The following is a 26,058-nucleotide window of genomic DNA, read 5'->3' on the forward strand; positions in this document are numbered from 1 at the left end:
AAATCCGCTATATAGTAATCTTTATTTTCGTATAATTTCCCAACTCTCTCCATGCCCATATTTACAGTTTCCACCAAGGTTATAGGATCCATTCCCTTATTCAAGGCTTTATTGGTCAAATTTACTGCTTTTTCCTCATCCAGCTGCTCTATATATTTTACAATCAGTTTTTTTAATTCCCCGAGATTATCCATTTTACCCTCCATCAACACTTAATATCTCGTCTATATTCAATGATTCTCTTGTTAAAATACTAATGCATCCGTCTATTTCATTTATAATACTATCTATTACCCATAAGAGATCTCCCTTTAGTATATTTTTTTACTCAATTAATATATTACCAAAAGGAAATCTCTTTTTCTATTTTTTGTTCTAAATTATACTACAGTAATTTTACACTAAGAAAAGTATCTAAAAATTGATACATTTCTTATACCAACAAATAAACGAGATACTGAAATATTGCCTCTTCAAATTTCTGAAGTTTGTCTTTCCCAAATTCAGAAACCTCCGGATAGTTTTCCTTATACTGCTCCCAGGTACTGTAATATTTGCTTTCAATCTTTCTTGAAGGCAGTGCACTGTAATCATTCTTGTTAAATTGCATTCCAGCCGTTTCCCCTGCATTCTGATAATTTGCATTATCACGAATATATTCCGTCACTGCACAAAAGTTCTCCATATTTATGTCACTTAGCGATAACGGTTGTTTATCCATTCCAAACATGTATTTTCCTCCTGGAGCAAGCACATCTATTATCTCCTTAGCCTTATCTATACATTTCTGCTTAGTATGAGTCAATAGCATAGTCATCGGATATAGCCCTGTTATTATATGCTTTTTGCCCAATTTATCCTTGATTTTTCTAATGTCACCGTATTCAAACATCATCACTGTATCTGTAGGCAATTCATAGAGATAATCAAGGTATCTAGTCCAATCATCTTCACAGAATATAGAACAATGAATTCCCATGGACGCATATTCATCAAGAAGTTTCTTGAAACTCGGCCACCACAACTTTGCAAAGTCTTTTTCTCGCATAAATGTAGGCATATGAAGAGGCATCCCAATTGATTTATAATTCGATGCTTTTGAAGGCATGCCCTTTTTCAGTACTATTGGATAAAGCGCTTCACAAGCTTCTGCTACTTTTTCCGGCCTTCTTCGTATATCCACGCTTATGCCTTTAAAACTTCTCAACTGATCCGCCAGAAAATCAAAGGGGGCTTCAGTAAAACCTCCTTCTCCAAAAGGCATACCTGGATAATACCCATATTTTTCAATCATCTTATTGAGAATTGCTCCTAATTCACCAAAATCATTATTATACAATACAAAGCTCTTGGCAAAATTTATTGCTGTACTCATGGGATTCCCGCCAAGCGCTTTATATTGCCTTGGTATAACCCTTTCAATTATACAATCATAGGGTTTTTCTATGAGATAATCATAATCATCAGGTAGCATGCCTACAACTTCAGGATGCTGTATAAATCCATTGGAACCCATCACAAAAGACTGTGATTCAAGTACTTGATAAAAAGACGGATACCTCATACTTCCACCGCAGGGACATACATCGGAATACAGTGTCTGACAGAGCTTATCTATTGCCCCCTCGGTTACAGGTGAGTTCCACTGTGCCTCCATCAAACCTATTCCTCCAAATTGCGCCGTCGGCTCAAATGGAATGGAAATATTCAAGGGCACTCTCTCAGGTATCTTATTGTCATATACATCGTGAAACAACTTAATTCTCTCTTCTTGCAATCTTTTAACATCTGTCATATATTACTCACCCATCCTTTACAATTTTATTCCTAATTTATATTTTTTTATACACTAACATACTTTTTTTTCTTAGACTGGCTTATAACAAAAATTCCATATATCACTGCAAAGGCTATAAAGCATACTGCTCCAAAAGCAAAAGGAAAGTTGTCGGCTGTTATATGAAACAAAGACTCCACAAATGAAAAGAAAAATGCCGATAAAAAACCACCTAAATTCATAAACGCCATTACTAATCCCATAACCATTGCTCTCCCAGCAGGCCGAACTGCAAGACCTGCATAATACATAACCCCAGGAGCTATCAATCCAGCACCAACTCCAAATACAGTTGTACCTATATTAAAAAACATTAAGCCTCCGCCTATTCCTATTATTATAAATACGTATCCTATTGCACAAAAAACTAATGACAAAGTAATTACATACCTGCTGATGGTCTGAACTACTTTTCCAAAAATTGCACCTCCAATCATGCTTCCAACCGTCCACATTGTAAGCGTAACCCCAGCAGTTGCTGCAGTTCCATAGTTATTTTCAAGTATCAGCCCAGATATTCCCGTTAACATTGGATAGGTTAGAAGTATGAATATAAGATAAAATACAGCCCACATATAAACTACGATATTCATTTTTACTTTTTCTGGAGCATTACCCGATTCTTTTCCCTGTGATATTGAAGGTTCTGGTAACATCAATACAACTATAATTAAAACCGCAACTCCTATGAGATAAATGAGAAATGTATCTCTCCAATTAATGGCACAAAGCAGCCCACCTACTATTTGAAATACTATTCCACCTACACTAGCAATAAGATTTGAAATTCCCATCAGATTTTCTCTCTCATGACCACTAAAAAGATTCATAACAAGAGCTCCGCTCAAAGGTGTAATAAATCCCAGTCCAACTCCCAATAAAGCTCTCATAAACAGAATAACTGTAAAATCACTTAGAAAATATGGCACTGTACCACCTATTACAAAAAAAATTACACCTATAACCGCAAGTGTCCTATATTTTACTTTATCTCCAGCTAATTTGCCAGTCAAAATTGAAAATGGAACTAAAACTAATGGCGGAAGTGTAGCAATTAACATAATCAATGTAGAAGTTATATCAGGAAAAGCACGTCCAATACTTGCAAGTGCTGGAGAAGTTGCCCCAACACCCATCATCAAGAATGCTACAGCCATTATGGAAATTATAGCCTTTGTCTTGTTAATACTAGCGCTCATTTATATTCACTACCTTTCATATGTGTTATATCATTCCACCCATTCTTGACAAATTTTTACACCTTCTGCAGCATTTGTGGTGAAGGCATCAGCTCTAACATGTTCGCAAGCTTCTTTTCAAAAACTTTGTCTTCATCCAAATCCCCTACTGCTTGTGTTAACAATTTATAATCCATAATCTAATCCCCCTATATTTTAAAGTTCAAAGTACAAAGACCACTCAATAAAAATTTTTGAATAATGTCAAAAATTCACTAAATTTAATATATTCTGAACTTTAATGCTAACATATTTCCTCAATGAGTTTTTTCTTACGCAACAATTTTTTATAGCTTAAATCATCTTCTGTATCGATCTCTTCCTCTCATCAACTATAATCACACTAAAGCCCATTCCTTACAGACATTTATCGTTTTCTGTGGACTATATGCCCATTCATCAGCACCTATTAATTTACAAGCATCTTCACTAACAGGGTTTCCACCTATTATTATCTTGATCTTATCGCGCATATCAGCTACTTTAAATGCTTCCACTGTATTCTTCATGGAGTCAAGAGCAAGAGTAAGAACTCCCGACAGTGCAATGATATTAATGTTTTGCTTTTTTGCCGTCTGCACTATCTTTTCAGGTGGAACATCTACGCCCAGATCCAGCACTTCAAAACCTGCTGCTTCTAACATAGCCTTTACAATGTTTTTTCCAATATCGTGAATGTCGCCCTTTACGGTGCAAAAAATCATACGCCCTGCCGATTTCCCGGCACTTTTAACAGCTAGTGCAGGCTTAATAATATCCATGGCTTCTGTCATTATTTCGCCAGCAAAAATAAGATCTCCAACAAAATAATCTCCCTTCTCGAAACGATCCCCTATAATTTCCATACCTTCCTGACAAGCTTTCAATGCTTCGCCAGCATCCTTACCGCCGTCTTTCATAAACTCGTTCATCATCTTCATGACAGATTCTTCTTCCAGATCAGCTATAGCATTTTTGAGTTCTTCAAAATTCATAATAATTTCCCTCTTTCCTTTTAATACATTTATTTTTATTTTACCTATTTAATTTTTAACTTCACAATCATTTAAAATGTGATTTATTAAAATACTCCCTTTCTATGGGCCCTATTATATTTGCGTCCGCCTTTATCAACTTCGCAAAGTGCTTCTGCCGCATATATAGCAGCTGCCATATCTTGATCACATGGATTCAGTATTGCAGAATTGAGTCCAGCATGTACAGCTAATGACATACAACTTACATTTATATATTTCCTTCTCGGCATCTGAAAACTGATATTTGAAATTGCACCTGTTACTTTTACTTCTGTAGCATATTCATGAATTTTGATAATACACTTTTCAAAATCGGTCATGGAATCCGGGACTGCAGCAAGAGCCATTACACATGGATCTATGTGTAGATTTGAAAGTTTTACACCATATTTATGTGCTTTATTAATAATGCTTTTTGCAATGTCAATTTTTTTATCTGAATTCATAGGAATACCATCTTTGTCACATGTCAGGCCTATAACTTGCCAATCAGTTCCAGCAATTAATGGAAATATGATTTCACACTTCATGCCTTCTTCATTTACTGAATTAATCATTCCAGGACGCTTAACATGACCTTCTTCAAAAATACGTTTAAGAAGAAGTACATTGGGACTGTCTATACAAACAGGAACATCGGTAACCTCCTGAATAAGTCCAATAAGCCATACCATAGCATCATATTCTTTATCTACTTGAGTACTTGGTGCACAATCAATAAAATCAGCACCTGCTTCTGTTTGAGCCTTTGCTATACACTTTATAAAATCACCGTTACGTTCTTCAATCGCCTTCTTAACCGAAGGAATCGCACCATTAATTTTCTCACCAATAATTATCATACTTACACCTTCCTCTCTAAAAAATAATAATTATAATCACAACAGCTGAATTTTTTCTTCTTACAACTTTTTAGCATCCGTCATATTAGCTCACCATTAATTACTAAGCGTAGTCAATGTGAAATACAAAAGCATATCTTCAGCCATTTCAAAAGATTCTCTTACATCTTCAATAGTTTCTGCATCAATATCATACTTTTCTATAACATCCTCTGGAGTTAAAAAATATTCACAGTTAATTCTATTTTTTTTCTTAATATCATCCATTGCATTTGACATATTCAAATTTTACCTCCTAATATTCACCATACTTTTTTACACAGTCAATCAAGCATTTAAAATTGTCCCAGTTGATCTGTTCAGCTCTCAAAACAGATTTATCAAAATCGAAAATATAATGTCCCCCAGGCGCCATTATATCAAGCACTTCCTTTGCTTTGGAAGTAACTTCTTCTTTTGTACCATTTCTTAATAAACTAACAGGATACATTCCAGATATAATATGTTTTTTACCTACTTTTTCTTTTATAATCTTCAAATCCCCATATTCAAACATAATATGACATAAGGGCGGCAATTTATCAAAATAATCCAATAATCTCATCCAATTTTCTTCTGCAAAAATCACAATCCCAAATCCTGCGTTATAAATATCCCATATCGTCTCTTCAAAACTTGGCCACCAAAATTTTTCAAAATCTTTGGGACGCATATATGTAGCCATATGCAGTGCAAAGAATATACGATTATCTTTCCTATTTGGATTTTTCCCTCTACAAGATGCCAAAGCCCCTCGAACCATTAATGGTTTTATAGCTTTCACTGCTTGAATAACTTTATCAGGATATCTTCTAATATCAATCAGAGCTCCAGTAAAAGATCTAAAATAATCTGCCAGATAATCAAAGGGTGCCCGAGAAATTCCCGTTATCATTGGTGTTGTTGATTTATTGTATTTCAATTCCATCTCATAGTTTGCCTTACCCATTATATCCGACATCTCTCTTTCTAACAAAAACGATTTCAATAGGGCAAATGCATTATATGGCCAGGGTTTTGAAAACTCCCTAAAAGCTCTCGGTATTTGCTTATCCCATATATATTTCAAAGGATTTTCTATCAATTCATCATATTCATCGTCTTCCATTATACGTAGATTAGGGTGCTGCATAAATCCATCAGAACCCATGATATTCGTCCTACTGCCAATAGTTTTAGTTACGTATGGCATTGAAGGCCATGTCCCAATAAGAGTATCAGTATTATATTTTGCATTTATTCTATCTGTTGCATCTAAAATTTTTGAATAGCCGTATTGAGCTTGCCGTAAATTATAACCTGCAAGTTCTAAAACCGCACACGTATTTACACCACAAGCTTCTGGAACTCTCTTAGGTGTCTTGCCATTAAGAACATCTTCAAATAATCGACTTTTAAATGCACTATCCTCCATAAATATTTATCCCCCCAAAAATTCGTTATATTTTAAATATAAAATCTTTATATAATCAATATAACTAAATACTTACTATTAATATTTATACTATTAAACTTTCAACATGTTTAGAACATGTATATATAAGTTATTTATATGTTATCTCAATCGCACATGCAGTCATTGTTTTTAACACTGTCCATATAAAAGTGTGTGTATATTACAAAAAAAGTGGAATACTAAATATGAGGTGATTCAAATGGAAAGTGTATGGAATTCCGAGGTTAAATTTAAAAAGAGAGATGCTTTAAATAAAAATATAAACTGTGATATTCTTATAATAGGAGCTGGGATAGCTGGCCTTCTAACAGCATATATGCTTAATAAAAATGGAAAAGAAGTTGTTGTCATCGATGCAAAAAGCATTGCAGGTGGAGTTACGAAAAATACAACTGCAAAAATAACATCTCAACATGATTTAATTTATGATAATTTAATAAAAGAATTTGGCGAAAAAGGGGCAAAGCAATATGCCAGAGCCAATGAACTTGCAATACGAAAATATAAAGAAATAATTGATGATGAAAATATTGATTGCAATTTTGAATACAAAGATGCATATGTATATTGTTTAGACAATGCTCAAGCCCTTGAAGATGAATATGATGCAGCTAAAAAATTAGGAATCGATGCAGAATTAGTGGATGAAGTAAATCTCCCCTTTAAAGTCAAAAAAGCATTGAAATTTAAGAATCAGGCACAATTTAATCCACTTAAATTTTTAAAACCTATTTCAGAAAAGCTAACTATTTATGAAAATACAACAGCACTTGATATTACTGAGGAAAATTCTGTAATTACAGAGAATGGAACAAAAATTAAAGCAAATAAAATAGTAGTAGCAACACATTATCCATTTTTAAATACTCCAGGCTATTATTTTATGAAAATGCATCAGGAAAGATCTTATGTTATAGCTTTAGAAAATGCTCAAGATGTAAATGGAATGTATATAGGCGCTGATAAAAATTCGTATTCATTTAGAAATTATAAAAATTTGCTATTACTTGGAGGCATAGCTCAAAGAACTGGTGAAAATGAAGAAGGTGGAGCTTATAATAAATTAAGAAAAGCAGCCAAAGAGTTTTATCCAAATTCAATAGAAAAATATCATTGGTCAGCGCAGGATTGTATGACTTTAGATAATATACCTTATATAGGTCATTACTCCTCAAAAACTCCTGATATTTATGTCGAAACAGGATTTAAAAAATGGGGTATGACAAGTTCAATGGCAGCTGCAATGATAGTAAGCGATATGATTCTTGAAAATGAAAATGACTTTTCAGAAATATTTTCCCCTGAAAGATTTGATATATCAACATCTATGAAAAATGCTGCTAATGATCTTATAATAACAGCAAAGAACTTTATCGCACAGAGAATAAATATTCCTAATGAAAATTTAGAAAATATTCAAAGAGGCCATGGCGGAGTAGTAAAATATAAAGATCAGAAAGTTGGAGTTTATAAAGATAATGATGGAAATATATATACGGTATCAACCAAATGTGCTCACTTAGGATGCGAACTTCAATGGAACGCTGATGAATTAACCTGGGACTGTCCCTGCCACGGCTCACGATACGATTATAAGGGAAATTGGATACAAAGCCCTACAAATAAATCCCTTACTTCAATATAATTTATAAAAAATTTTCTACTGTATAATGATAAAGATAATAGATAGATCTTAGCAGGTCTATCTATTACTCTAAAGTCAAAAAGATATTTATAATGTATTATTTGAACCGAGTATATCGGTTATTTTTTTCTCAACCAGTTTCCTTATCAATTCTCTTCCTGCACCCAAATATTTTCTTGGATCTATTTCAGATGGTTTTTCTACTAGAACTTTTCTTATTCCTGCAGTCATTGCAAGCCTTAAATCTGTATCCATATTAATTTTGCATACAGCCATTGAAGACGCTTTTCTTAACATTTCTACTGGAATCCCCTTTGCACCAGCTATTTTCGCACCATACTTGTTACAAATTTCAATTGTATCTGGATCAACAGCTGAAGCCCCATGAAGGACTATTGGAAATCCCGGCAGCTTTGATTGAATTTTCTCTAATATATCAAATTTTAGCTGTGGCTTAAAATTCACCGGGAACTTAAAAGCTCCATGTGATGTTCCTATAGCTATGGCCAGTGAATCAACGTCTGTACTATTAACAAAATCAACAGCCTGATCCGGATCAGTGTATATATTCATATTACTTTGAACATTATCCTCTACTCCAGCAAGTACTCCCAGTTCAGCTTCTACAACTACACCACAAGCATGAGCATACTTAACAACTTCTCTGGTCTTCCTTACATTTTCTTCATAATCATAGCGGGAACCATCAAACATTACAGATGTAAATCCGTTTTCTATACATATTTTTACTGTGTTTAAATCTGGCCCATGATCTAGGTGCAAAGCGATATCTATCCCCGTATCCGCTACAGCAGCATCTACCATTGCTTTCAAATACTTAGGACCTATATATTTCAATGCTCCCTTTGAGGCTTGGAGAATCACAGGTGATTTTTGAGCCCTAGCTCCCTCTACAATCCCCTGTATTATTTCCATATTGTTAACATTAAAAGCTCCTATAGCATACTTGCCTTTGTAAGCTTTTTCAAACATTTTCTTTGTAGTAACTAATGCCATATCAATACCACCTTCCTATAAATAATTTTACAAGAGTTGATTCAAAAGATCATATTCTTTATCTTTAGCTGAATCTATACAATTTACTTTTTTAAAGTCCACATCTATTATTTTATTGTTTCTGATTCCTACGGCTCTGCATGTTTCCCCCAGTCTCAGCAATTTTACAGCTCTAATACCCATTTTACTTGCTAGAATTCTATCAAAAACTGATGCTTTCCCGCCTCTCTGTACATATCCTAAAACTGTACTTCTTACAGCGATACTCAGCTTTTTCTGTATATATTTTTCAAGTTCTTCTATATTATACATTCTTTCGGTTATTATTATTATGTTATCAAGTTTACCTTTATTGATGTTATCTTCCAATTTTAAACATATAGTGTCAAAATTCAATTTTCTTTCAGGGGTAGATATTATCTCGCCGCCGCCAGCTAAAGCAGAATACAATGCCAGATCCCCACAGTATCTTCCCATAACCTCTACAATAGTTGTTTTTTCATGAGAGGAATCCGTATCTTTTATTTTATCTATACAATCCATAACAGTATTTAAAGTCGTATCGAATCCTATGGAGTACTCAGTATAAGCTAAGTCATTGTCTATTGTCCCAGGAAGTCCTACAACATTGACTCCCAGCTTGCTGAGCTTTTCTGCTCCATTAAAGGAACCATCTCCCCCAATCACAACTAACCCTTCTATGCTAAGTCTCTTTATAGTTTCCAAAGCACTTAGCCTCCCCCGCTCCTCCATGAATTCAGAGCATCTGGCAGTTTTTAGTATTGTTCCCCCTTTTTCTGCGATTCTATCGACTTCATGATCTCCTAGAAGTATTACCTCACCATTTATCAATCCTTTATACCCATGCTTTATTCCTAAAACTTCTATTCCATAATGATTTGCTGATTTAACTACCGCTCTTATTGCAGCATTCATTCCCGGAGCATCTCCTCCACTTGTCAAAACACCTATTTTCACAATTTTCACCCCCTTTGTGCATTACATTACAACATTTGATAAACACATAATACTATATAAATTCCAACAACTATTAATTTAGATGTCAGAATCTAATTTTAAATATTATAACCTATTAGTCCACTTTTTCTTCTATATGTTGAGCTTTTCCTGATTGTTTTATTATGAATGCTACTATGAATGCACTAATTATCATACTCACTGCTAAAAGCCACATACTTACATTATATGAGCCTGTTACCTTTCTAATGTACCCTACAGCATAAGGCCCAAAAAATCCACCGAGATTGCCAATACTATTAATAAGTGCAATTGCACCCGCTGCTGCAGGCCCTGTAATATAAGATGGGGGTATAGCCCAAAATGGTGAGTATGCACCATATGCCCCTGATAAACTAATAGTTAAAAATATAAATGATGTTGTAATGTTAATTTTCGTACAGTAAATACTAGCAATTAATGAAACTGCACTCACCAATAGACAAATAGCAACATGAATACGGCGTTCATTTGTCTTATCAGAATGACGGCCAACCATATACATAGTAATCATAGCAACAAAATACATCAATCCTACAATTAACCCAATACTTTGAATACTTATTTTACTGGATAAACTACTACTAATTGTTGGCAAAAACATAACAATTCCATAATAGCCAAAAATCCAGCAAAAATATCCTAATGACAATACCAAGACATCTCGGTCACCTAGAGCCTGCATGAAAGTATAATGCTTTTTTCTTTCTTTTTCCAACTTTTCCTTTGCTGTAACATCTATCAACCATTTACGTTCTTTGTCATTTAACCATTTCACTTTTTCAATACTATCATCAAGATAAAAATAGGATATTATACCTATTATTATAGATGGAATAGATTCTACAATAAATAGCCACTGCCATCCAGATATTCCATGCCAAGAAATAGTTAATAAAAAACTTGATATTGGAGATCCTATTGCACTGGCAGCAGGTATTGCAATCATAAATCCAGCTATAGCTTTTGCATGATTCTTAGCTTGATAAAAATTGCTTAAATACCATGCCATACATGGGAAAAAACTAGCTTCAGCCATACCTAAAAGAAATCGTACTATATAAAATTGCATTGGAGTCTTTATAAAAATCATAAAAAATGAAACTATACCCCAGGAAACCATTATCCTGCAAATCCACTTTGATGCCCCAACTTTTGTCATGATTGCCCCGCCAGGCACTTCTAAGAGAAAATAGCCAATAAAGAATATTCCTGCTCCCAGCCCATAAACTCCACTGGAAAAACCTAACTCTTTATTCATCTGCAGTGCTGCGAAACCAATATTTACTCTGTCAAGAATGGAAATAGAAAAACATAAAAATAAAAACGGAATTAAATGAATTGACACTTTTTTCACTATCTGCTCTTCCAACTGATTGACATTCACAATATCTCCTCCTTAAATTTATTACAACTTCAAATATGTTATTTTATACCCTTTAGAACTCCAACAGTACTTTTATAACTTTTTCCAACTTCTTGTCTACAATCTCAAACGCATTTTTAATCTCTTCTATGGGCATAACCTTTGAAATAAGTGGAGATATATTAAATATATTGGTTGCTATTGCCTCTACTGCTATTTCAAAGTCATACCTATTATACATGTTAGAACCTGTAATATTAATTTCTTTGTTTTGGACATATGGGATCTCAATTTTCGGCTTTTTCCCAAAAATTGCAACTTCAGATATTTTACCCCCTCTTCTTACAATCTTAATTGAATCATTTAACACCGATTCAATTCCAACTGCAATAAATACATTATCAACTCCCTCTTCTTTGGTTTCAGCTCGTATTATTTCAACCGCATCTTTCTCTGATGAATTAATGGTATGTGTAGCTCCCATTTTCTTTGCTATATCAAGGTTATATTTCAATGTATCAGTTATAAATATTTTAGTTGCCCCAGAACTTTTTGCTGAAAGTAGAAGCGACAACCCTATTGGCCCAGCTCCTAGTATTGCCACGCTGTCACCTAACTTTACTCCAGATTTTCTAACTGCATGTACACCTACTGCAATCGGCTCTATAAGCGCACCTTGTTTAAAAGATACATTATGCGGCAATTTAACTACAGTGCTTTCCGGAACTACAATATATTCGCCAAAAGAACCTGGCCATTCTTGGGTTCCCAAAATATTCTTGTGCTCACAAATATTATAATTCCCTTCTTTACAAGGCCTACATTCTCCACAACCATATTGTGGTTCCACTGTGACCCTATCTCCTATTGAAACTTCTTTTACATTCTTGCCCACTTCCTCCACCACTCCAGCCAACTCATGTCCAGAAATTACTGGCGGAATACGAAATGGATGGGTACCATGATACGCATGAATTTCCGATCCACATATTCCAGTGACAACCACCTTAATTTTAACTTCATCATCTTTTTTTATTACTGGTAAATCAACTTCTTTTAAACCTATTGAGAATGGTTTACTTATAACTGCTGCCCGCATAATCTTTCCTCCCTTTTCAAAATATAAACTTATTGAAATTCTAAGATAATTTACAAACGATTACTATTACACTAAAATAATAATTATGAAAATTCATTTCATTATTTTGATATTTAATAAAAAGTTATTAAAAATATTACTTTTATAATATAGGATATCTTAATATTCAACCATATATCCTATGCTATAATATTATAAAAACTTTATAGATTAATCCATATGCTGTCCACCGTTGATGTCTATATCCTCACCTGTTATATATGAAGCTTCCTCTGAAGCAAGGAAAGCAACTGTCGATGCAATTTCCTGCGTTTCCCCTGGTCTTCCCATAGGTATATTCCCAATAATTGCATCGGCCTGCTCTTTTGGAAGCGACTTCCATATTTCTGTGTTAATAAGTCCTGGAGCAACACTGTTTACTGTTATTCCATCAGGTGCCACCTCGCGGGCAAGGTTCTTTGAAAATCCTAATACTGCAGCTTTTGATGCTGAATAATGTGCACCTCCGAATATTCCACCGCCTCTCTTGCCTGATACTGAAGAAAGACTTATTATTCTGCCATATTTTTGTTTCTTCATGACTTTCATTACAGCTTGAGTACATAAAAACAACCCGAATACGTTTACGTTGAATATTCTTTTCATATCATCCAATGTCATATCCTCAACAGTGACCTTCTGTGAGATACCTGCATTGTTTACAAGGATATCTATTTTTCCATATTCTGAAAGCACCTTTTCTACCATGGCTTCGTTTGATTTCTTGCTTGTAACATCCAATGTTACGCCCAGGGCTTTTCCACCAGCTTCCTTAACATCCTTTACAGTGTTCTTTACACCTGCAGTATTCAAATCTGCTATAACAACTGCAGCTCCCTGCTTTGCAAGTGTCAGTGCTATAGTACGTCCTATTCCCTTTGGTGAACCAGCTCCTGTTACTATTGCTACTCTTCCGTTTAATTCAAACATAATTTATCTCTCCTCATAATTTATTTAACATATTGTTATATTTTTATAATTTTTTATTACTTTAACATTTTTCTAGCTGTTTTTACTATATTAGCTATGGTAATCCCGTTAATTTCCATAAGTTTTTCATAAGGTGCAGATTGTCCAAACTGATCTTGAACCCCTATTCTGACTACTTTGCCTTTTCCTTCCTCTGCAACTACTTCACACACTGCGCTTCCTAGTCCATTTATAACGTTATGGTCTTCAACAGTAATTATCTTTCCAATATTCAAGCATTCAACTACTGCCTCTCTATCTAAAGGCTTAATTGTATGCATATCTAACAGCTTTACAGAAATTCCTTCCTTTTCTAATTCTTTGGATGCTTCTAATGCTAGACACACAGTATCTCCATTGGCAATAATAGCTATACCTTTCCCCTCTTTTATCTTCTTTGCTTTGCCTATTGTAAACTCTTCATCTTCACCATATATTACTGGAATAGCATCCCTTGTAAAACGAAGATACACAGGTCCATTGATTTCTGCTGCTTGTTGTATTAGCTTTCTAGAAGAATAATAGTCAGCACCCATAACTATTGTCATGTTTGGAAAAGTCCTGAGAACTCCCATATCTTCTATACACTGGTGGCTGGCACCATCATTGGCAGGAGTAAGTCCGCCATGAGAACAAGCAATTTTAACATTTAGGTTTGGATAACAAACCTCCTGTCTTATCTGCTCACCCATTCTTAAAGAACCAAATATGGCATATGTGCTTACAAATGGTATCTTTCCAGTTGTAGCAAGTCCTGCAGCAACTCCACAAGCATTTTGTTCAGCTATACCAACATTTATATGTTGATTAGGCAGCTGCTTTGAGAATTCTCCAGTTTTACATGATTTACCAATATCTATATCAACAACATATATATTTTTATTTTTTTTCCCCAATGCTAATATTTCATCTCCAAAAGCTTGTCTTGTTGCTTTTTTCATCATACTCATTACTTTAAGCCTCCTTCTAATTCTTCCATAGCTTGTTTATATTCCTCATCATTAGGAGCAACTCCATGCCATGAAGCTACATTTTCCATAAATGATACTCCTTTACCCTTCACAGTATCCATTACAATACATTTAGGATTTCCATTCTTTGCTTCTCTTATATGTTCTAAAGTTTCAACTATCTCCTCCATAGAATGTCCATTAATTCTCCTTGTTTCAAAACCAAATGCATTAAACTTCTTTTCTATATCTTGATTTGGCATAATATCTTTACAAGCACCATCACATTGAAGTCCATTATCATCAACAAATACAACTAAATTATCTAATTTATATTTAACTGCAGTTTCAGCTGCTTCCCATATTTGTCCTTCTTGGCTTTCTCCATCTCCTACTATAACAAAGACCCTGTAATCTTTTTCATCACGTTTCCCAGCAATGGCCATGCCAACTCCTACAGAAAGACCTTGTCCTAAGGATCCTGTAGATATGTCTATTCCTGGACACTTATTCATGTTTGGATGTCCCTGAAGGATTGATCCGTACTTTCTTAAGGTGTGTATAGTTTCATATGGAAAAAACCCCTGTAATGCTAATGCCGCATACTGAATTGGACAAACATGGCCTTTGGATAAAATAAATCTGTCACGATCATCCCAATTAGGATTTTTAGGATCAATATTCATTTCCTTAAAGTAAAGTGCCGCTACTATATCAGCTGAAGATAGGGAACCACCTGGATGCCCAGATCCTGCTTCATAAATCATAGTAAGGGCTGTTTTTCTGAGCTCAATAGCTTTTTGTTTTAATTCCTCAACACTTATATCCTTCACATCAATCACCTCGTTAAATATTTATCTGCTTGTATACTTGTCTACTAAGTTAACTTATAATTTTATTATACTCTGAATTCAATTTCTGTCAACAATAAATTTTTTAAAAATCAAAATGATGCCGACTTTGAAATATGTTTCTTCTTCTTCGAAACCAAAAAAATTTTTCTACCACGATAAGAACAAAACTTGGATAAATTATTATTACGAATTTCTTAGCCAATAAGCTTTCCTTTGGAGTTAAAAGAGAGATTTCCCTAAAGAAAAATACTGAAGAAATTACATGGTATTTTCAAGAACATTATTAACAATTTTATGCCCGCGGATATGTAAAATACAATAAGAAAAATAATTTATCAACCAAAAATGTCATCATAAAGAAACTGCCAGATGAAATATTTCATCTGGCAGTATATTATACCTTTTATTCTTTCCAATATCTGTCGTACAGTTTATACATGTGTTTGCTCATTTTTTCCATTGCCTCTTCACCATTGTGATTTTCAATGGATTTGACAATTGCCTTATGCTCATTTACATTGATATCTCTGTATTCCGGTTTAGTAAAAGTTCTATCACAAATGAAAGTCCACATTTTCTGCTCTTTCATAGCATTATTTATATCACTTATAAATTTCATAAACAAATCATTATGAGAAGCTTTTGCTATCTCATTGTGTAATTTTTGATCTGTTTCCGGGTTGTAAATACCCCTATTTGCCTCTTCTTCAAACTTTTTTTCAATCTTCCGCATATTCTTAATTTCCTGATCCGTAGCCCTCTCAGCTGCAAATTTAGCAATTATAGGCTCGATATTCATCCTTGCTTCAACAATCTCTTCCGGAGTTACTGATTCCAGTACCGCATTTGACTTATTACCGCCGATAGTTGGTTGAGTACTCATGACAAAAACACCCTCTCCCTGACGAGAATAAATATATCCATTCAGTTCCAAAGCACTCAGAGCCTGCCTAACAGGTGCACGGCTTACATTAAACTGCATGCACAACTCCCTTTCCGGTGGTAATTTGTCACCTATCTTAAATACCCCCAATTGGATTTGTGAAAGAATCTGATTGTAAATTTGTAAATACAATTTTTTGCTCGATACTGGATTAAAACTCATGTAAATCACCTCATAGAAAAATTATAATTCATGTTTATATTAAAAATATAACTTTGTGTATTTTTTAACTTTATATAGTAGATCATTTAATACTTTTTACTTTTTCTCAATATAATATAAAGTATATTATATTTTTTGTAACTTGTCTACTTACGTAACAAATTACTTATAATGACACAAGTTGGACAATTTAAGTAAAAGATTTTAAGTACGAAAAATCCCATCAAAATTCTTTATCATTGACAAAATATCTATATTATTTTTTCTTTTCCAGAAAAATGATATAATATTGACATTGCTAAAAATAGATGATATTCTAATGTTAGAAATCGGTTTCGTAAGGTGAGATTAAATATGAACAATAATAAAAAAATTGTTATAGATGACGTGGCGAAAGCAGCAGGTGTTTCTAAATCAACTATATCAAGATACTTGAATGGTAAATTTGAATATATGTCTGAAAAAACAAAGAAAAAAATTGAAGACGTAATTAAAAAATTAGATTTTAGACCAAATAACATTGCAAGAAGCTTAAAGCTTAAAAAAAGTAAGTTAATCGGAGTTATAGTAGCAGATTTGATAAATCCTTTTTCATCTATATTAATCAAAGGAATTGGTGATGCATGCAAAAGCAAGGGTTATAATATTATTATTGTAAATTCCGATAGGAATCCTCGTATAGAAGAAGAGTATATTGAATCTTTACTGGATCAAAGAGTAGAGGGACTAATTATAAATAGCACAGGTGAAAACGTAAAAAAATTAATCAGCATAAAAAAAATGGGAATTCCAATTGTGATGCTTGATAGAACTGTTTGTGAAGAAGAGTTTAGTACTGTAACTAGTAATAATTATGAACTTACAAGCCAAACAATTAATTATTTAATAGATTCAGGATTTACAAATCTTATTTTCTTCACTGAAGATGCCAAAAGGATAACTCCAAGAAAAGAGAGAGAAAAAGCATTTGTAGATGTATGTAGTAAAAGGCTAGATACATCCAATTTCTATGTATGTGTTATTGATCACGAGGAAGAGGGAAATATTGAAATTAATATACGTAAATTTCAAAACAGTCATAATGGTAAAAAAGTGATTTTTGCAGTAAACGGTGTGGTTCTGTTAAATACATTACAGGCAATGAAAAAATTAAACATAAAAATTCCAGATGATATTGCAATATGTGGTTATGATAATTGGGGCTGGGCAGAGCTTATAAATCCAGGAATTACAACTGTTTCACAACCAACCTGTGAAATGGGATTTCAAGCGGCAAAGATTTTAATTGATAAAATAGAAAATGGAAGCGCCCATGATATAGTGCATAAACAATTAAAAGCAAAATTAGAAATAAGAGGATCAACTGTACTTTAAAATATATCAATGTAATTCTGCATTGATATATTTATAAGATATTGATATAAACCGTCTTTTAAAAAATGATTAAAAACATATTTTAATATAATATAAAGAATAGATTTTTTTATATAGTTTTTAGAAACCGGTTTATAAAAAACAGTAAAGGAGATATAAGTATGAGTAAATACAATGTTGCTGAAAAAATAAATAAAAAAATTATAGCAGTTGTCAGATGCAAAGATTTCACATTAGCAGAAAAAATATCAGAAAAGTTGATTGTTAACGGTATAAAAGCAATAGAAGTAACATATACCGTTAAAAACGCGGGTAATTTAATACAAAAACTTAAAAAAAGATTTCCAGATATTTTAGTTGGAGCAGGTACAATCGTCAATCTAACTGATGCCAAGGAAGCTATAGAAAACGAAGCTGACTTTATTGTTTCACCATGTACAGTAGAGGAAGTCTGCAAAATATGTAAAGAAAAAGATATATTTTGTTTTTTAGGAGCACTGACACCTACTGAAGTATTTAGAGCTTATAAAATGGGAGCAGATGTTATAAAGCTTTTTCCTGGAAGCTCACTTAAACCGTCATATATAAAAGAATTAAAAGCACCTTTCCCATATATAGATTTTATGCCAACAGGTGGAGCTAATAAAAGTAATATTAGAGAATGGTTTGAAAATGGTGCAGTTGCTGTTGGATTAGGTGGATACTTTACAAACAATATCAATGAAAACAATTTAAATGAAATTGATAAAAGGGTTAGAGATATTTTTGATGCATTAAATTAATTGGGAGTATTTATTATGGATAAAAAATTAGTTGTTATTAATACCCTTGTTTTTAAAAATTATATGGAAAAAGGTTTTAAGCAGGAGGAAATATTTGAATATTTAAATGAACTCAATCTCAGTAATATTGAAATAAGAAGAGAACTTATTAGAAATTTTAGTACAGAACCAGAAATGTTCTCTAAACTATCCAAGAAATTTGGAATCAATACTTATTATAGTGTACCTAAATATCTATTTGTAAATGGTCAGGTTGATAAAAAAAATATTTTAAAATACGTTGAAGAGGCTAAAAGATTCAACTGCAAGAGTTTAAAGTTAAACCTTGGAGACTACAGAAGATATAAGGGTAATTTAAAGGAAGATATAAAGGATATTTTAAATGCTAAAATAAGTATAAATATAGAGAATGATCAAAGTATTGACAATGGAACATGTAAGAATATTATTGAATTTTTAGAGGCTTGCAGAAAAGAAAATATTGATATTGGCTACGTCTATGATATTGGAAACTGGTCTTGGGTAAATGAAGATGAGATGGAAAATGCAAAATTGTTGAAGGATTTTACTAGACATATACATCTAAAGGACGTTAAAAAAACTGCCAATGGACTTAAGACAGTTTTGCTAAATGAAGGAAGTATACCGTGGAAAAAAGTGCTTAATATATTTCCTAAAGATATTCCGGTTAGTTTAGAGTACCCATGTGAAGACTTTTCAGTTATAAAAGAAGAGATTAAGAAGGTGTTGGAATACTAATATCAAGTGATTCTTAGGCTTAGATGGAGTTTGCTAATAAGAAATACTTTTCTCCACCTGAACCTTATTAACAGTATTCTTAGTGTCTTTAGCATTTAGAATACGTTATCCTTTAGGGGAAGAACTTATCCAGGCGCGTAGCAGTGCTTATCTCCAACTTTAAGAAAAGCAGATGTCCCAAATCTTTGATTTGATGACAGTCGCTTTCACAGAGTGCGTTAGGAGTATTAGCAATGGTAGCGGTCGGATAAATAACTTTTAAGCGGAGGTAAAAAATGAGTGAAGTAATAACAATTGGAGAACCATTAGTTTTATTTGGAGCAGCTGGAGCTGATGAATTGGACAAAGAATTAAGTGAAGTAAATCATTTTAAAAAATATTTGGCTGGTGCTGAAGTCAATGTATGTGTCGGCTTATCCAGACTGGGACATTCCGTGGAATACATCACAAAATTGGGGGAAGATCCTTTTGGAATATTTATTAAGAGAAACTTAAAAAAAGAAAACATAGGGACAGATTATATACGTTCAACTAATGATTATCCTACCGGATTTCAATTGAAATCAAAAGTAAGCAAGGGAGACCCTAAAATATTTTATTTCAGAAAAAATTCTGCCGCAGCTCACTTCGATATAAATGATTTAAACAATCTGGATTTGAAGGGAGTCAAGTGTGCTTATATATCCGGAATTTTTCCGGCATTATCTGAGAATACCAGGAAATCGGTTTATAAATTATTGAATTCTATTAAAGGAAATAATATACCGATCATTTTCGATCCCAATCTGAGGCCGCAATTATGGGCAAGCAAAGAGGAAATGGTTAAAACAATAAACGACCTGGCGTCTAAATGTGATTATGTAATGCCCGGTATAGGTGAAGGATTGATATTAACGGGAAGTGATAAAAAAGAAGGAATTGCCGATTTTTATTTAAAAAAAGGTGTTAAATTTGCAATTATAAAACTTGGGGAAAAAGGTGCATTTGTAAAATCAAAAAAAGGATCTTATTTGGTAGAAGGATTTAAGGTCGATAAAGTGGTTGATACTGTTGGTGCTGGTGATGGTTTCGCAGCCGGAGTTATAAGTGGATTTCTGGAAGGATTGAGCATGAGGGATTCTATCAGGAGGGGAAATGCAATAGGAGCATTAGCAGTGATGTCACCAGGAGATAACGATGGTTACCCATCAAAAAAAGAATTGATTGAATTTATGAAATTATAAAATTTAAAATGATATATTAATAATTTTAATAAAAAAGAGATAAATGCAAAAAACTAAAATAAAGTCTGGAGGAGAACATTATGATTAAATTATCAAAAGCCACTGAAATTCCGCGTTCATCTATTAGAAAAATGTTTGATATTGCATCTACAATGGATAATGTAATAAGCTTTGCTGTCGGGGAGCCCGATTTCATAACTCCGCGGAATATAATTGACGCTGCAAAAAAGGCTCTTGATGCTGGAGAAACACATTATACTCCTAATGCTGGCATTTTACCATTGAGAAAAGCTGTGTCAAAAAAATTAAAAGAATATAATGGAATTGATTATGACCCAGAAACTGAAATCATTATAACTACTGGAGGGATGGAAGCATTAATGCTTTCAATGATCACCGCATTTAATCAAGGTGATGAAATAATACTTACTGATCCTTGCTGGACAAATTATCCCAATCAAGTATTAATATGTGGTGCTGTACCAAAATTTGTACAAGTTTTTGAAGAAGACAGTTTTATTTATAATCCTGATAAGCTTGCTAAAGCAATTACACCTAAAACCAAAGCAATAATAATAAATTCACCAGCAAATCCAACAGGTGGCGTAGCGAGCCGTGAAGTATTAGAAGATATAGCCAAAATTGCTATAAAGTATGACTTGTTGGTATTTTCAGATGAAGTATATAGACGTTTTGTTTATGATGATGTCAAATTCTCCAGTATAACTTCAATAAAGAGCATGAAGGAAAGGACAATTCTCATAGATAGCTTCTCAAAAAGTTATGCTATGACTGGATGGAGAGTTGGTTTTACAGCAGGTCCCAAGGAAATAATTAGTAATATGACTAAATTGCAAGAAAATGTTTGTGCATGTGTTAACTCAGCTACGCAATTTGCTGCACTAGAAGCTCTGGAAGGTCCACAGGACTCATTAAATAATATGATTGAGAAGTATGCAGAAAGAAGAAAACTGATATATGACGGGATCAATTCAATAGAGAACCTGTCTTGCAAAAAGCCAAAAGGTGCATTCTATGCATTCATAAACATAACCAAAACAGGGTTAACTTCAGAAGAATTTGCAATGAGGTTATTAAAAGAAGCCCGAGTTGTTGTGGTTCCAGGTACTGGTTTTGGAAAACACGGCGAGGGATTTGTTAGAATATCTTATGCAACTTCAAATCAAAATATAGAAGAAGGAATTAAAAGGATAAACAACTTTGTTAAAAGTTTATAATCAGAAAACACCATTATAAAACTGGAGGAATGAAAAATAATGGACGAATCGAAAAAAGCAATTAGTAATGAAAGCAGTCTTAAAAAAGAAATTGGACTAATACCAGCGGTATCACTTGTTATAGGAATGGTTATCGGTTCCGGAGTATTCTTTAAATCTCATGCAATTTTCAATGCAACAGGAGCACCAGGGTTGGGAATTATTGCATGGATATTGGGAGGAATTTTATCAATAGCAGGTGGACTTACAGTTGCGGAACTGTCTGCGGCAATACCAAAAACAGGTGGCATGATAGTATATCTAGAGGAAGCATACGGTAAAATCTGGGGGTTTCTTTTGGGATGGGTACAGACAGTTATTTTCTATCCAGCTACAATAGCTGCATTAGCTATTATATTTTCAACTCAGGTTATTAATTTAACGGGAATATCAGTCGGAATGCTGAATACTATAGCTATTATTACGGCCGTTTTCTTATTTGCAATGAACTGCCTTGGTTCGAAAACAGGTGCTTACATTCAAACAGTATCAACAATATGTAAATTAATACCTTTGGCAGCTATCATTATCGTAGGATTTGCAAAAGGTGGCGGCGGTACCGTTAATTTGCTTCCAATGACAGCAGCAGATCATCCGGTAGTTTCAGGATTGGGTTCAGCTTTAATAGCAACAATGTTTGCCTATGATGGCTGGATAAGCGTAGGCGTTATTGCAGGTGAAATGAAAAACCCAGCAAAGGATCTTCCTAAAGCAATAATCGGAGGCCTTTCATTAGTTATGGCCGTATATTTATTGATAAATATAGCTTATTTATTCGTATTGCCTTCATCAGCTTTAGCTGCAACAGAAACTCCTGCTGCAGATGTTGCAAAAATAATATTTGGAACAAACGGTGGAAAAATCATAACTATAGGTATCTTGATATCCGTATTTGGAACATTGAATGGAAATATTTTAACTTGTATGAGAATTCCTTATAAACTGGCTACAGAAGGGACTCTACCAGGAAGTGCATGGCTATCTAGATTACACCCTACATTTAAAACTCCAGTAAATGCTGGCATATTAGAGATCATTGTAAGTATACTATACATATTTTCAGGTAAATTTGATCAATTGACAGATCTCACTATATTTGTAATATTTATATTTTATATTCTTACTTTCTATAGTGTGTTTATATTGAGAAAGAAACAGCCAGATTTATATAGACCCTATAAAGTGCCGATGTATCCAATAATTCCTGCAGTGGCAATCATTGGTGGATTATATATTCTTATTAATACTATAATCACACAGCCAATGAACGCTGGAATAGGTTTGGTATTAACATTGATAGGACTGCCTGTTTATAAGGCAATGAGCAAGTATTAATCAGACTCCTCTACAAAAGTTTACTTTCATGATTTAGCAAGTTATGAAAGTAAACTTTTTTCATTAACTTATTTTAAATGATCATAAATATACATCCTTATTTATCTCTTCCAGTGATTTGCCCATTGTTTCAACCCCTGCAACACCTATAACAACTGCAAAAAATACAAGTAGTCCTAATACTGTAGCAAAAACTGCATTTGTTCCATAAGTTGTCAAAATTGCAGCAATTATAGGAGGTGTTACAATAGATGCAACTCTACCTGCCGCATTTGCAAATCCAACTCCCCTCAAGGTAATTGATCCGGAAGTTTTAAACTCAGGGGCGTCAAAATTTCTAAAGTCCAGGTCCCTTTTTAACTTTATTAAAATTGAGTTTTTTGCCCTTGTAAGCTTTAATAACACCATCAGCAATTAACTTATCAATTTGCTCTTCAGAATAACCATATTTTTTCATATATTCAATAGTATCATATCCAACTGGTTTATTCAGCCACAGCTCAGGATCACCTATACTCCCAAATCTAATTGGACTTGTTGGAATAACTCTATCCCCAAAAGCATCGTAATTAATATGCCTCAATATATCATTATCATAGGCCTCCTCATCCGAAATAATATCATCAATAGTAAAGCATTTCTGGTAAGGCATATCCCATTTTTTAAATATTACTTCCCACTCATTCCAATTTTTTTTGGCAAATGCTTCTTCAAAGTATCTGATAACATCAACGTTTTTGCCATTCTTCCCCAGTGCTTCTAATGTATCCAGTTCCTTGTTGCCGATCAATTGTTCCAGGCCAAAGGCATGACACATGTCCTCAAAATATTTATTATAATTACCATAACAGATCATAAACCAAACTCCATCTTTAGTTTGATAACAGTTATTGGACGGACATGGGACTTCTTTTCTAGACCTTGGATATTCTCTGCCAAATTGACGAGAAACTACTGCAATCTGCATAGCCCATACGGCAGTATGATAAAGATTGACGACAACTTTATCTCCTTCTCCTGTTCTGTCTTTTCTCACCAAAGCAGCTAAAACACCGGCTGCCAGAGCAATAGCTGCATTAAAATCACCAAATGCAGATACCACATTAACAGGACTTTCGCCCTTCTGAGGAAACGCCGTAATAAGGCCTCCTCGAGCTGAATAAGATGTCGCATCAAATCCCTTTGAATCCTTTTCAGGTCCCCTTTCTCCGTAACCTCTCATTTGGCCCCAAACAACATGTGGAAATTTTTTGTGAATGGTTTCATAGTCCATGCCCAATCTTTCCAGAGCCTTATCCCTGAAACTTGTAATAAAAATATCAGCTGTCTCTATCAATTTATAAGCAAATTCTCTTCCCTCGTCAGTTTTTAAATTTACCGCCAGCCAGTTTTTATTTATACTGCTCATATCAAATGATGGATCTTCAACATCCGTTTTCAACATTCCATGGCTGGCACCCTGTGTACGCTGTTCATCTCCTGTAAACGGCTCAATTTTAATAATCTCTGCTCCCATCTCGCCAAGAATCCTTGGACATGCTGGTGCTGCCACATAACCAGCTAACTCTATAACTTTAAGTCCTTCTAAGCCTTTCATACTCATAAACCTCTCCTTTATTTAGTTTATTTTATTAATCCAATTCTTTATATAGAGATATAACTCCCTGTTCCGCCAGATCTTTTATATCTTCTTTACTAAATCCAATTTTCTCTAATATTTCTGCGGTATTTTCCCCTAATGCTGGTGGCGGAGTTGCTGATTGAAATGACACGGGAACCTCCGACATTTTTAATGGCAATGCCGTTTGCAGTATGCTCCCCACTACGGGAAAATTCACATAATCAACTATTCCAGTATCATCTTCCATCATATCTTTTACAGCTTCCGCTACATTCTTAACTGGAGCAATACAAATATCTTTACCTTTAAGCCACTCTAGCCATTCTTTTTGAGTTTTACTTGCTACCAAAGCAGATAGTTTTTCCCACTCTTCCGGAGCTTCATGGCGTCTCAAAAATTGCTTAGGTATGAGTTCCTCCATTCCTGTTTTTTCACAAAACTCTTTCCAGAATTTAGGCTCAACCATGCCAAATGCCATCAACTTGTTATCTTTTGTTGCATAGGTATTATAGCAAAGCGCCGGATACTCAATTGTCTCCGGAGAAATTTTATTTCCCTGGAAATGAAATCTACTATACAACAAACTCAGCCACCATGAAAAAGAATCAAACATCCCTACATCTACATACTGACCCTTCCCAGTTACTTCGCGATAAAACAAAGCTATTGAAATTCCTATGGCAGATACCATTGCAGTTGCCACATCCGCCAAATGTATGGGAGAAGGTTTACCTCCATTTAGCGATAAATATCCACTTAACGCCTGTAAATTTAAATCATGAGTGGCCTTTAAACTTGCAGGATTGCTCTGCCCGAAAGCTGATAAAGAACAATAAATTATTTTAGGGTTAATTTTTTTTATTTCAGCATAATCAATTCCCAATCGTTTGGTAACTCCAGGCCTAAAATTTTCCACTATTATATCCGCTTTTTTCGCTAATAATTTAAAAATTCGTTTTCCACTGCTGTCTTTGAGATTAACTGTCAGACTTTTTTTATTACGACATAATGCAGAAAAATAATAACTTACACCATTAATTTTCGGTTCATCTCCCCTGCAAAAGTCACCCTTTTTCATTTCCTCGATTTTTATTACTTCAGCTCCAAGATCTGCAAATACCTGTGTAGCATAACCTCCCGGCAAATACCTTGTCAAATCAAGAATTTTTATTTTCGTAATTGGTTTTATACTCATTCT

At 33.9% G+C, this 26,058-nt stretch carries 25 protein-coding genes and 1 pseudogene; 7 read left to right on the forward strand and 19 right to left on the reverse strand.

Features of this window, described 5'->3' with window-relative positions; genetic code table 11:
• The 8 genes and pseudogenes from ACFHWD_RS01895 to ACFHWD_RS01930 all read right to left on the reverse strand — a co-directional run.
• Positions 1-194 (reverse strand): B12-binding domain-containing protein (locus ACFHWD_RS01895; protein ID WP_378060005.1); only part of this gene is annotated, 194 nt, incomplete at its 3' end.
• Between the two features lie 239 nt (positions 195-433).
• The gene (locus ACFHWD_RS01900) at positions 434-1,795 is read right to left on the reverse strand and encodes a uroporphyrinogen decarboxylase family protein (protein WP_150358660.1); all 1,362 of its coding nucleotides are present in this window, start codon (positions 1,793-1,795) and stop codon (positions 434-436) included.
• A 47-nt stretch (positions 1,796-1,842) separates the two neighbouring features.
• Positions 1,843-3,036, reverse strand: a complete 1,194-nt coding sequence (locus ACFHWD_RS01905; protein WP_179977754.1) for an MFS transporter — start codon at positions 3,034-3,036, stop codon at positions 1,843-1,845.
• A 30-nt stretch (positions 3,037-3,066) separates the two neighbouring features.
• Positions 3,067-3,153 (reverse strand): annotated as a pseudogene (locus ACFHWD_RS01910) (cobalamin-binding protein); the annotation flags it as partial.
• A gap of 260 nt (positions 3,154-3,413) precedes the next feature.
• On the reverse strand, positions 3,414-4,049 hold the full coding sequence (locus tag ACFHWD_RS01915; protein ID WP_378060008.1) for a B12-binding domain-containing protein: 636 nt from the start codon (positions 4,047-4,049) through the stop codon (positions 3,414-3,416).
• 86 nt (positions 4,050-4,135) lie between these two features.
• Complete coding sequence (locus tag ACFHWD_RS01920; protein WP_179977755.1) at positions 4,136-4,933, reverse strand: dihydropteroate synthase; 798 nt, start codon at positions 4,931-4,933, stop codon at positions 4,136-4,138.
• Positions 4,934-5,029: 96 nt separating this feature from the next.
• The gene (locus ACFHWD_RS01925) at positions 5,030-5,212 is read right to left on the reverse strand and encodes a hypothetical protein (RefSeq protein ID WP_378060010.1); all 183 of its coding nucleotides are present in this window, start codon (positions 5,210-5,212) and stop codon (positions 5,030-5,032) included.
• Positions 5,213-5,228: 16 nt separating this feature from the next.
• Positions 5,229-6,386 carry a uroporphyrinogen decarboxylase family protein gene (locus ACFHWD_RS01930; protein ID WP_179977757.1) on the reverse strand — a complete coding sequence of 386 codons (1,158 nt, stop codon included), beginning with the start codon at positions 6,384-6,386 and terminating at the stop codon, positions 5,229-5,231.
• A 241-nt stretch (positions 6,387-6,627) separates the two neighbouring features.
• On the opposite strand from ACFHWD_RS01930, the gene ACFHWD_RS01935 reads away from it, so the two are divergent.
• Positions 6,628-8,073: an FAD-dependent oxidoreductase gene (locus ACFHWD_RS01935; RefSeq protein WP_179977758.1), complete on the forward strand. Its 1,446-nt coding sequence runs from the start codon at positions 6,628-6,630 to the stop codon at positions 8,071-8,073.
• An 87-nt stretch (positions 8,074-8,160) separates the two neighbouring features.
• Here the strand turns inward: ACFHWD_RS01935 and fba are convergent, their stop codons facing one another.
• The 8 genes from fba to ACFHWD_RS01975 all read right to left on the reverse strand — a co-directional run bounded on the left by fba (position 8,161) and on the right by ACFHWD_RS01975 (position 16,489).
• Positions 8,161-9,090, reverse strand: coding sequence for a class II fructose-1,6-bisphosphate aldolase (gene fba, locus ACFHWD_RS01940; RefSeq protein ID WP_378060013.1), 930 nt, complete (start codon positions 9,088-9,090; stop codon positions 8,161-8,163).
• 27 nt (positions 9,091-9,117) lie between these two features.
• Positions 9,118-10,071, reverse strand: coding sequence for a 6-phosphofructokinase (pfkA, locus tag ACFHWD_RS01945; protein ID WP_378060210.1), 954 nt, complete (start codon positions 10,069-10,071; stop codon positions 9,118-9,120).
• Positions 10,072-10,183: 112 nt separating this feature from the next.
• Positions 10,184-11,494 carry an MFS transporter gene (locus ACFHWD_RS01950; RefSeq protein WP_378060015.1) on the reverse strand — a complete coding sequence of 437 codons (1,311 nt, stop codon included), beginning with the start codon at positions 11,492-11,494 and terminating at the stop codon, positions 10,184-10,186.
• Between the two features lie 52 nt (positions 11,495-11,546).
• The gene (locus tag ACFHWD_RS01955; protein ID WP_378060017.1) at positions 11,547-12,572 is read right to left on the reverse strand and encodes a zinc-binding dehydrogenase; all 1,026 of its coding nucleotides are present in this window, start codon (positions 12,570-12,572) and stop codon (positions 11,547-11,549) included.
• Positions 12,573-12,782: 210 nt separating this feature from the next.
• Entirely contained in the window at positions 12,783-13,541 is a 759-nt protein-coding gene (locus ACFHWD_RS01960) for an SDR family NAD(P)-dependent oxidoreductase (protein ID WP_378060019.1), read from the reverse strand.
• Positions 13,542-13,597: 56 nt separating this feature from the next.
• Complete coding sequence (locus ACFHWD_RS01965) at positions 13,598-14,530, reverse strand: transketolase family protein (RefSeq protein WP_378060021.1); 933 nt, start codon at positions 14,528-14,530, stop codon at positions 13,598-13,600.
• Positions 14,530-15,363 (reverse strand): transketolase, encoded by an 834-nt coding sequence (locus ACFHWD_RS01970; RefSeq protein ID WP_378060023.1) that lies wholly within the window; start codon positions 15,361-15,363, stop codon positions 14,530-14,532. The genes ACFHWD_RS01965 and ACFHWD_RS01970 overlap by 1 nt, the downstream gene beginning before the upstream one ends.
• Before the next feature lie 424 nt (positions 15,364-15,787).
• Positions 15,788-16,489 carry a FadR/GntR family transcriptional regulator gene (locus ACFHWD_RS01975; protein ID WP_378060025.1) on the reverse strand — a complete coding sequence of 234 codons (702 nt, stop codon included), beginning with the start codon at positions 16,487-16,489 and terminating at the stop codon, positions 15,788-15,790.
• A gap of 354 nt (positions 16,490-16,843) precedes the next feature.
• Between ACFHWD_RS01975 and ACFHWD_RS01980 the strand changes: the two genes are divergently transcribed.
• From ACFHWD_RS01980 to ACFHWD_RS02005, 6 genes are all read left to right on the forward strand, one after another.
• Positions 16,844-17,863 (forward strand): LacI family DNA-binding transcriptional regulator, encoded by a 1,020-nt coding sequence (locus ACFHWD_RS01980; protein WP_378060027.1) that lies wholly within the window; start codon positions 16,844-16,846, stop codon positions 17,861-17,863.
• A 161-nt stretch (positions 17,864-18,024) separates the two neighbouring features.
• A complete protein-coding gene (locus tag ACFHWD_RS01985) occupies positions 18,025-18,645 on the forward strand; it encodes a bifunctional 4-hydroxy-2-oxoglutarate aldolase/2-dehydro-3-deoxy-phosphogluconate aldolase (RefSeq protein WP_378060029.1) in 621 nt (206 codons plus the stop codon).
• A gap of 15 nt (positions 18,646-18,660) precedes the next feature.
• Complete coding sequence (locus ACFHWD_RS01990; RefSeq protein WP_378060031.1) at positions 18,661-19,404, forward strand: sugar phosphate isomerase/epimerase family protein; 744 nt, start codon at positions 18,661-18,663, stop codon at positions 19,402-19,404.
• Positions 19,405-19,679: 275 nt separating this feature from the next.
• Positions 19,680-20,627: a sugar kinase gene (locus ACFHWD_RS01995; protein ID WP_378060033.1), complete on the forward strand. Its 948-nt coding sequence runs from the start codon at positions 19,680-19,682 to the stop codon at positions 20,625-20,627.
• A gap of 80 nt (positions 20,628-20,707) precedes the next feature.
• Positions 20,708-21,865 carry a pyridoxal phosphate-dependent aminotransferase gene (locus ACFHWD_RS02000; protein WP_150356626.1) on the forward strand — a complete coding sequence of 386 codons (1,158 nt, stop codon included), beginning with the start codon at positions 20,708-20,710 and terminating at the stop codon, positions 21,863-21,865.
• Between the two features lie 39 nt (positions 21,866-21,904).
• Entirely contained in the window at positions 21,905-23,239 is a 1,335-nt protein-coding gene (locus ACFHWD_RS02005; protein ID WP_378060035.1) for an amino acid permease, read from the forward strand.
• Between the two features lie 81 nt (positions 23,240-23,320).
• Here the strand turns inward: ACFHWD_RS02005 and ACFHWD_RS02010 are convergent, their stop codons facing one another.
• From ACFHWD_RS02010 to ACFHWD_RS02020, 3 genes are read right to left on the reverse strand one after another with little or no spacing between them, the layout of a single operon-like run.
• Positions 23,321-23,647: an MFS transporter gene (locus tag ACFHWD_RS02010; protein WP_150356628.1), complete on the reverse strand. Its 327-nt coding sequence runs from the start codon at positions 23,645-23,647 to the stop codon at positions 23,321-23,323.
• Positions 23,577-24,836 carry a CoA transferase gene (locus ACFHWD_RS02015; RefSeq protein ID WP_179977771.1) on the reverse strand — a complete coding sequence of 420 codons (1,260 nt, stop codon included), beginning with the start codon at positions 24,834-24,836 and terminating at the stop codon, positions 23,577-23,579. Before ACFHWD_RS02015 ends, ACFHWD_RS02010 begins: the two co-directional genes overlap by 71 nt.
• Before the next feature lie 34 nt (positions 24,837-24,870).
• Complete coding sequence (locus tag ACFHWD_RS02020) at positions 24,871-26,055, reverse strand: CaiB/BaiF CoA-transferase family protein (RefSeq protein ID WP_150356630.1); 1,185 nt, start codon at positions 26,053-26,055, stop codon at positions 24,871-24,873.
• Between the last annotated feature and the right edge of the window lie 3 nt (positions 26,056-26,058).

It is taken from the genome of Clostridium sp. MT-14, assembly GCF_042436595.1.
Lineage (GTDB): Bacteria > Bacillota > Clostridia > Clostridiales > Clostridiaceae > Clostridium_B > Clostridium_B aromativorans.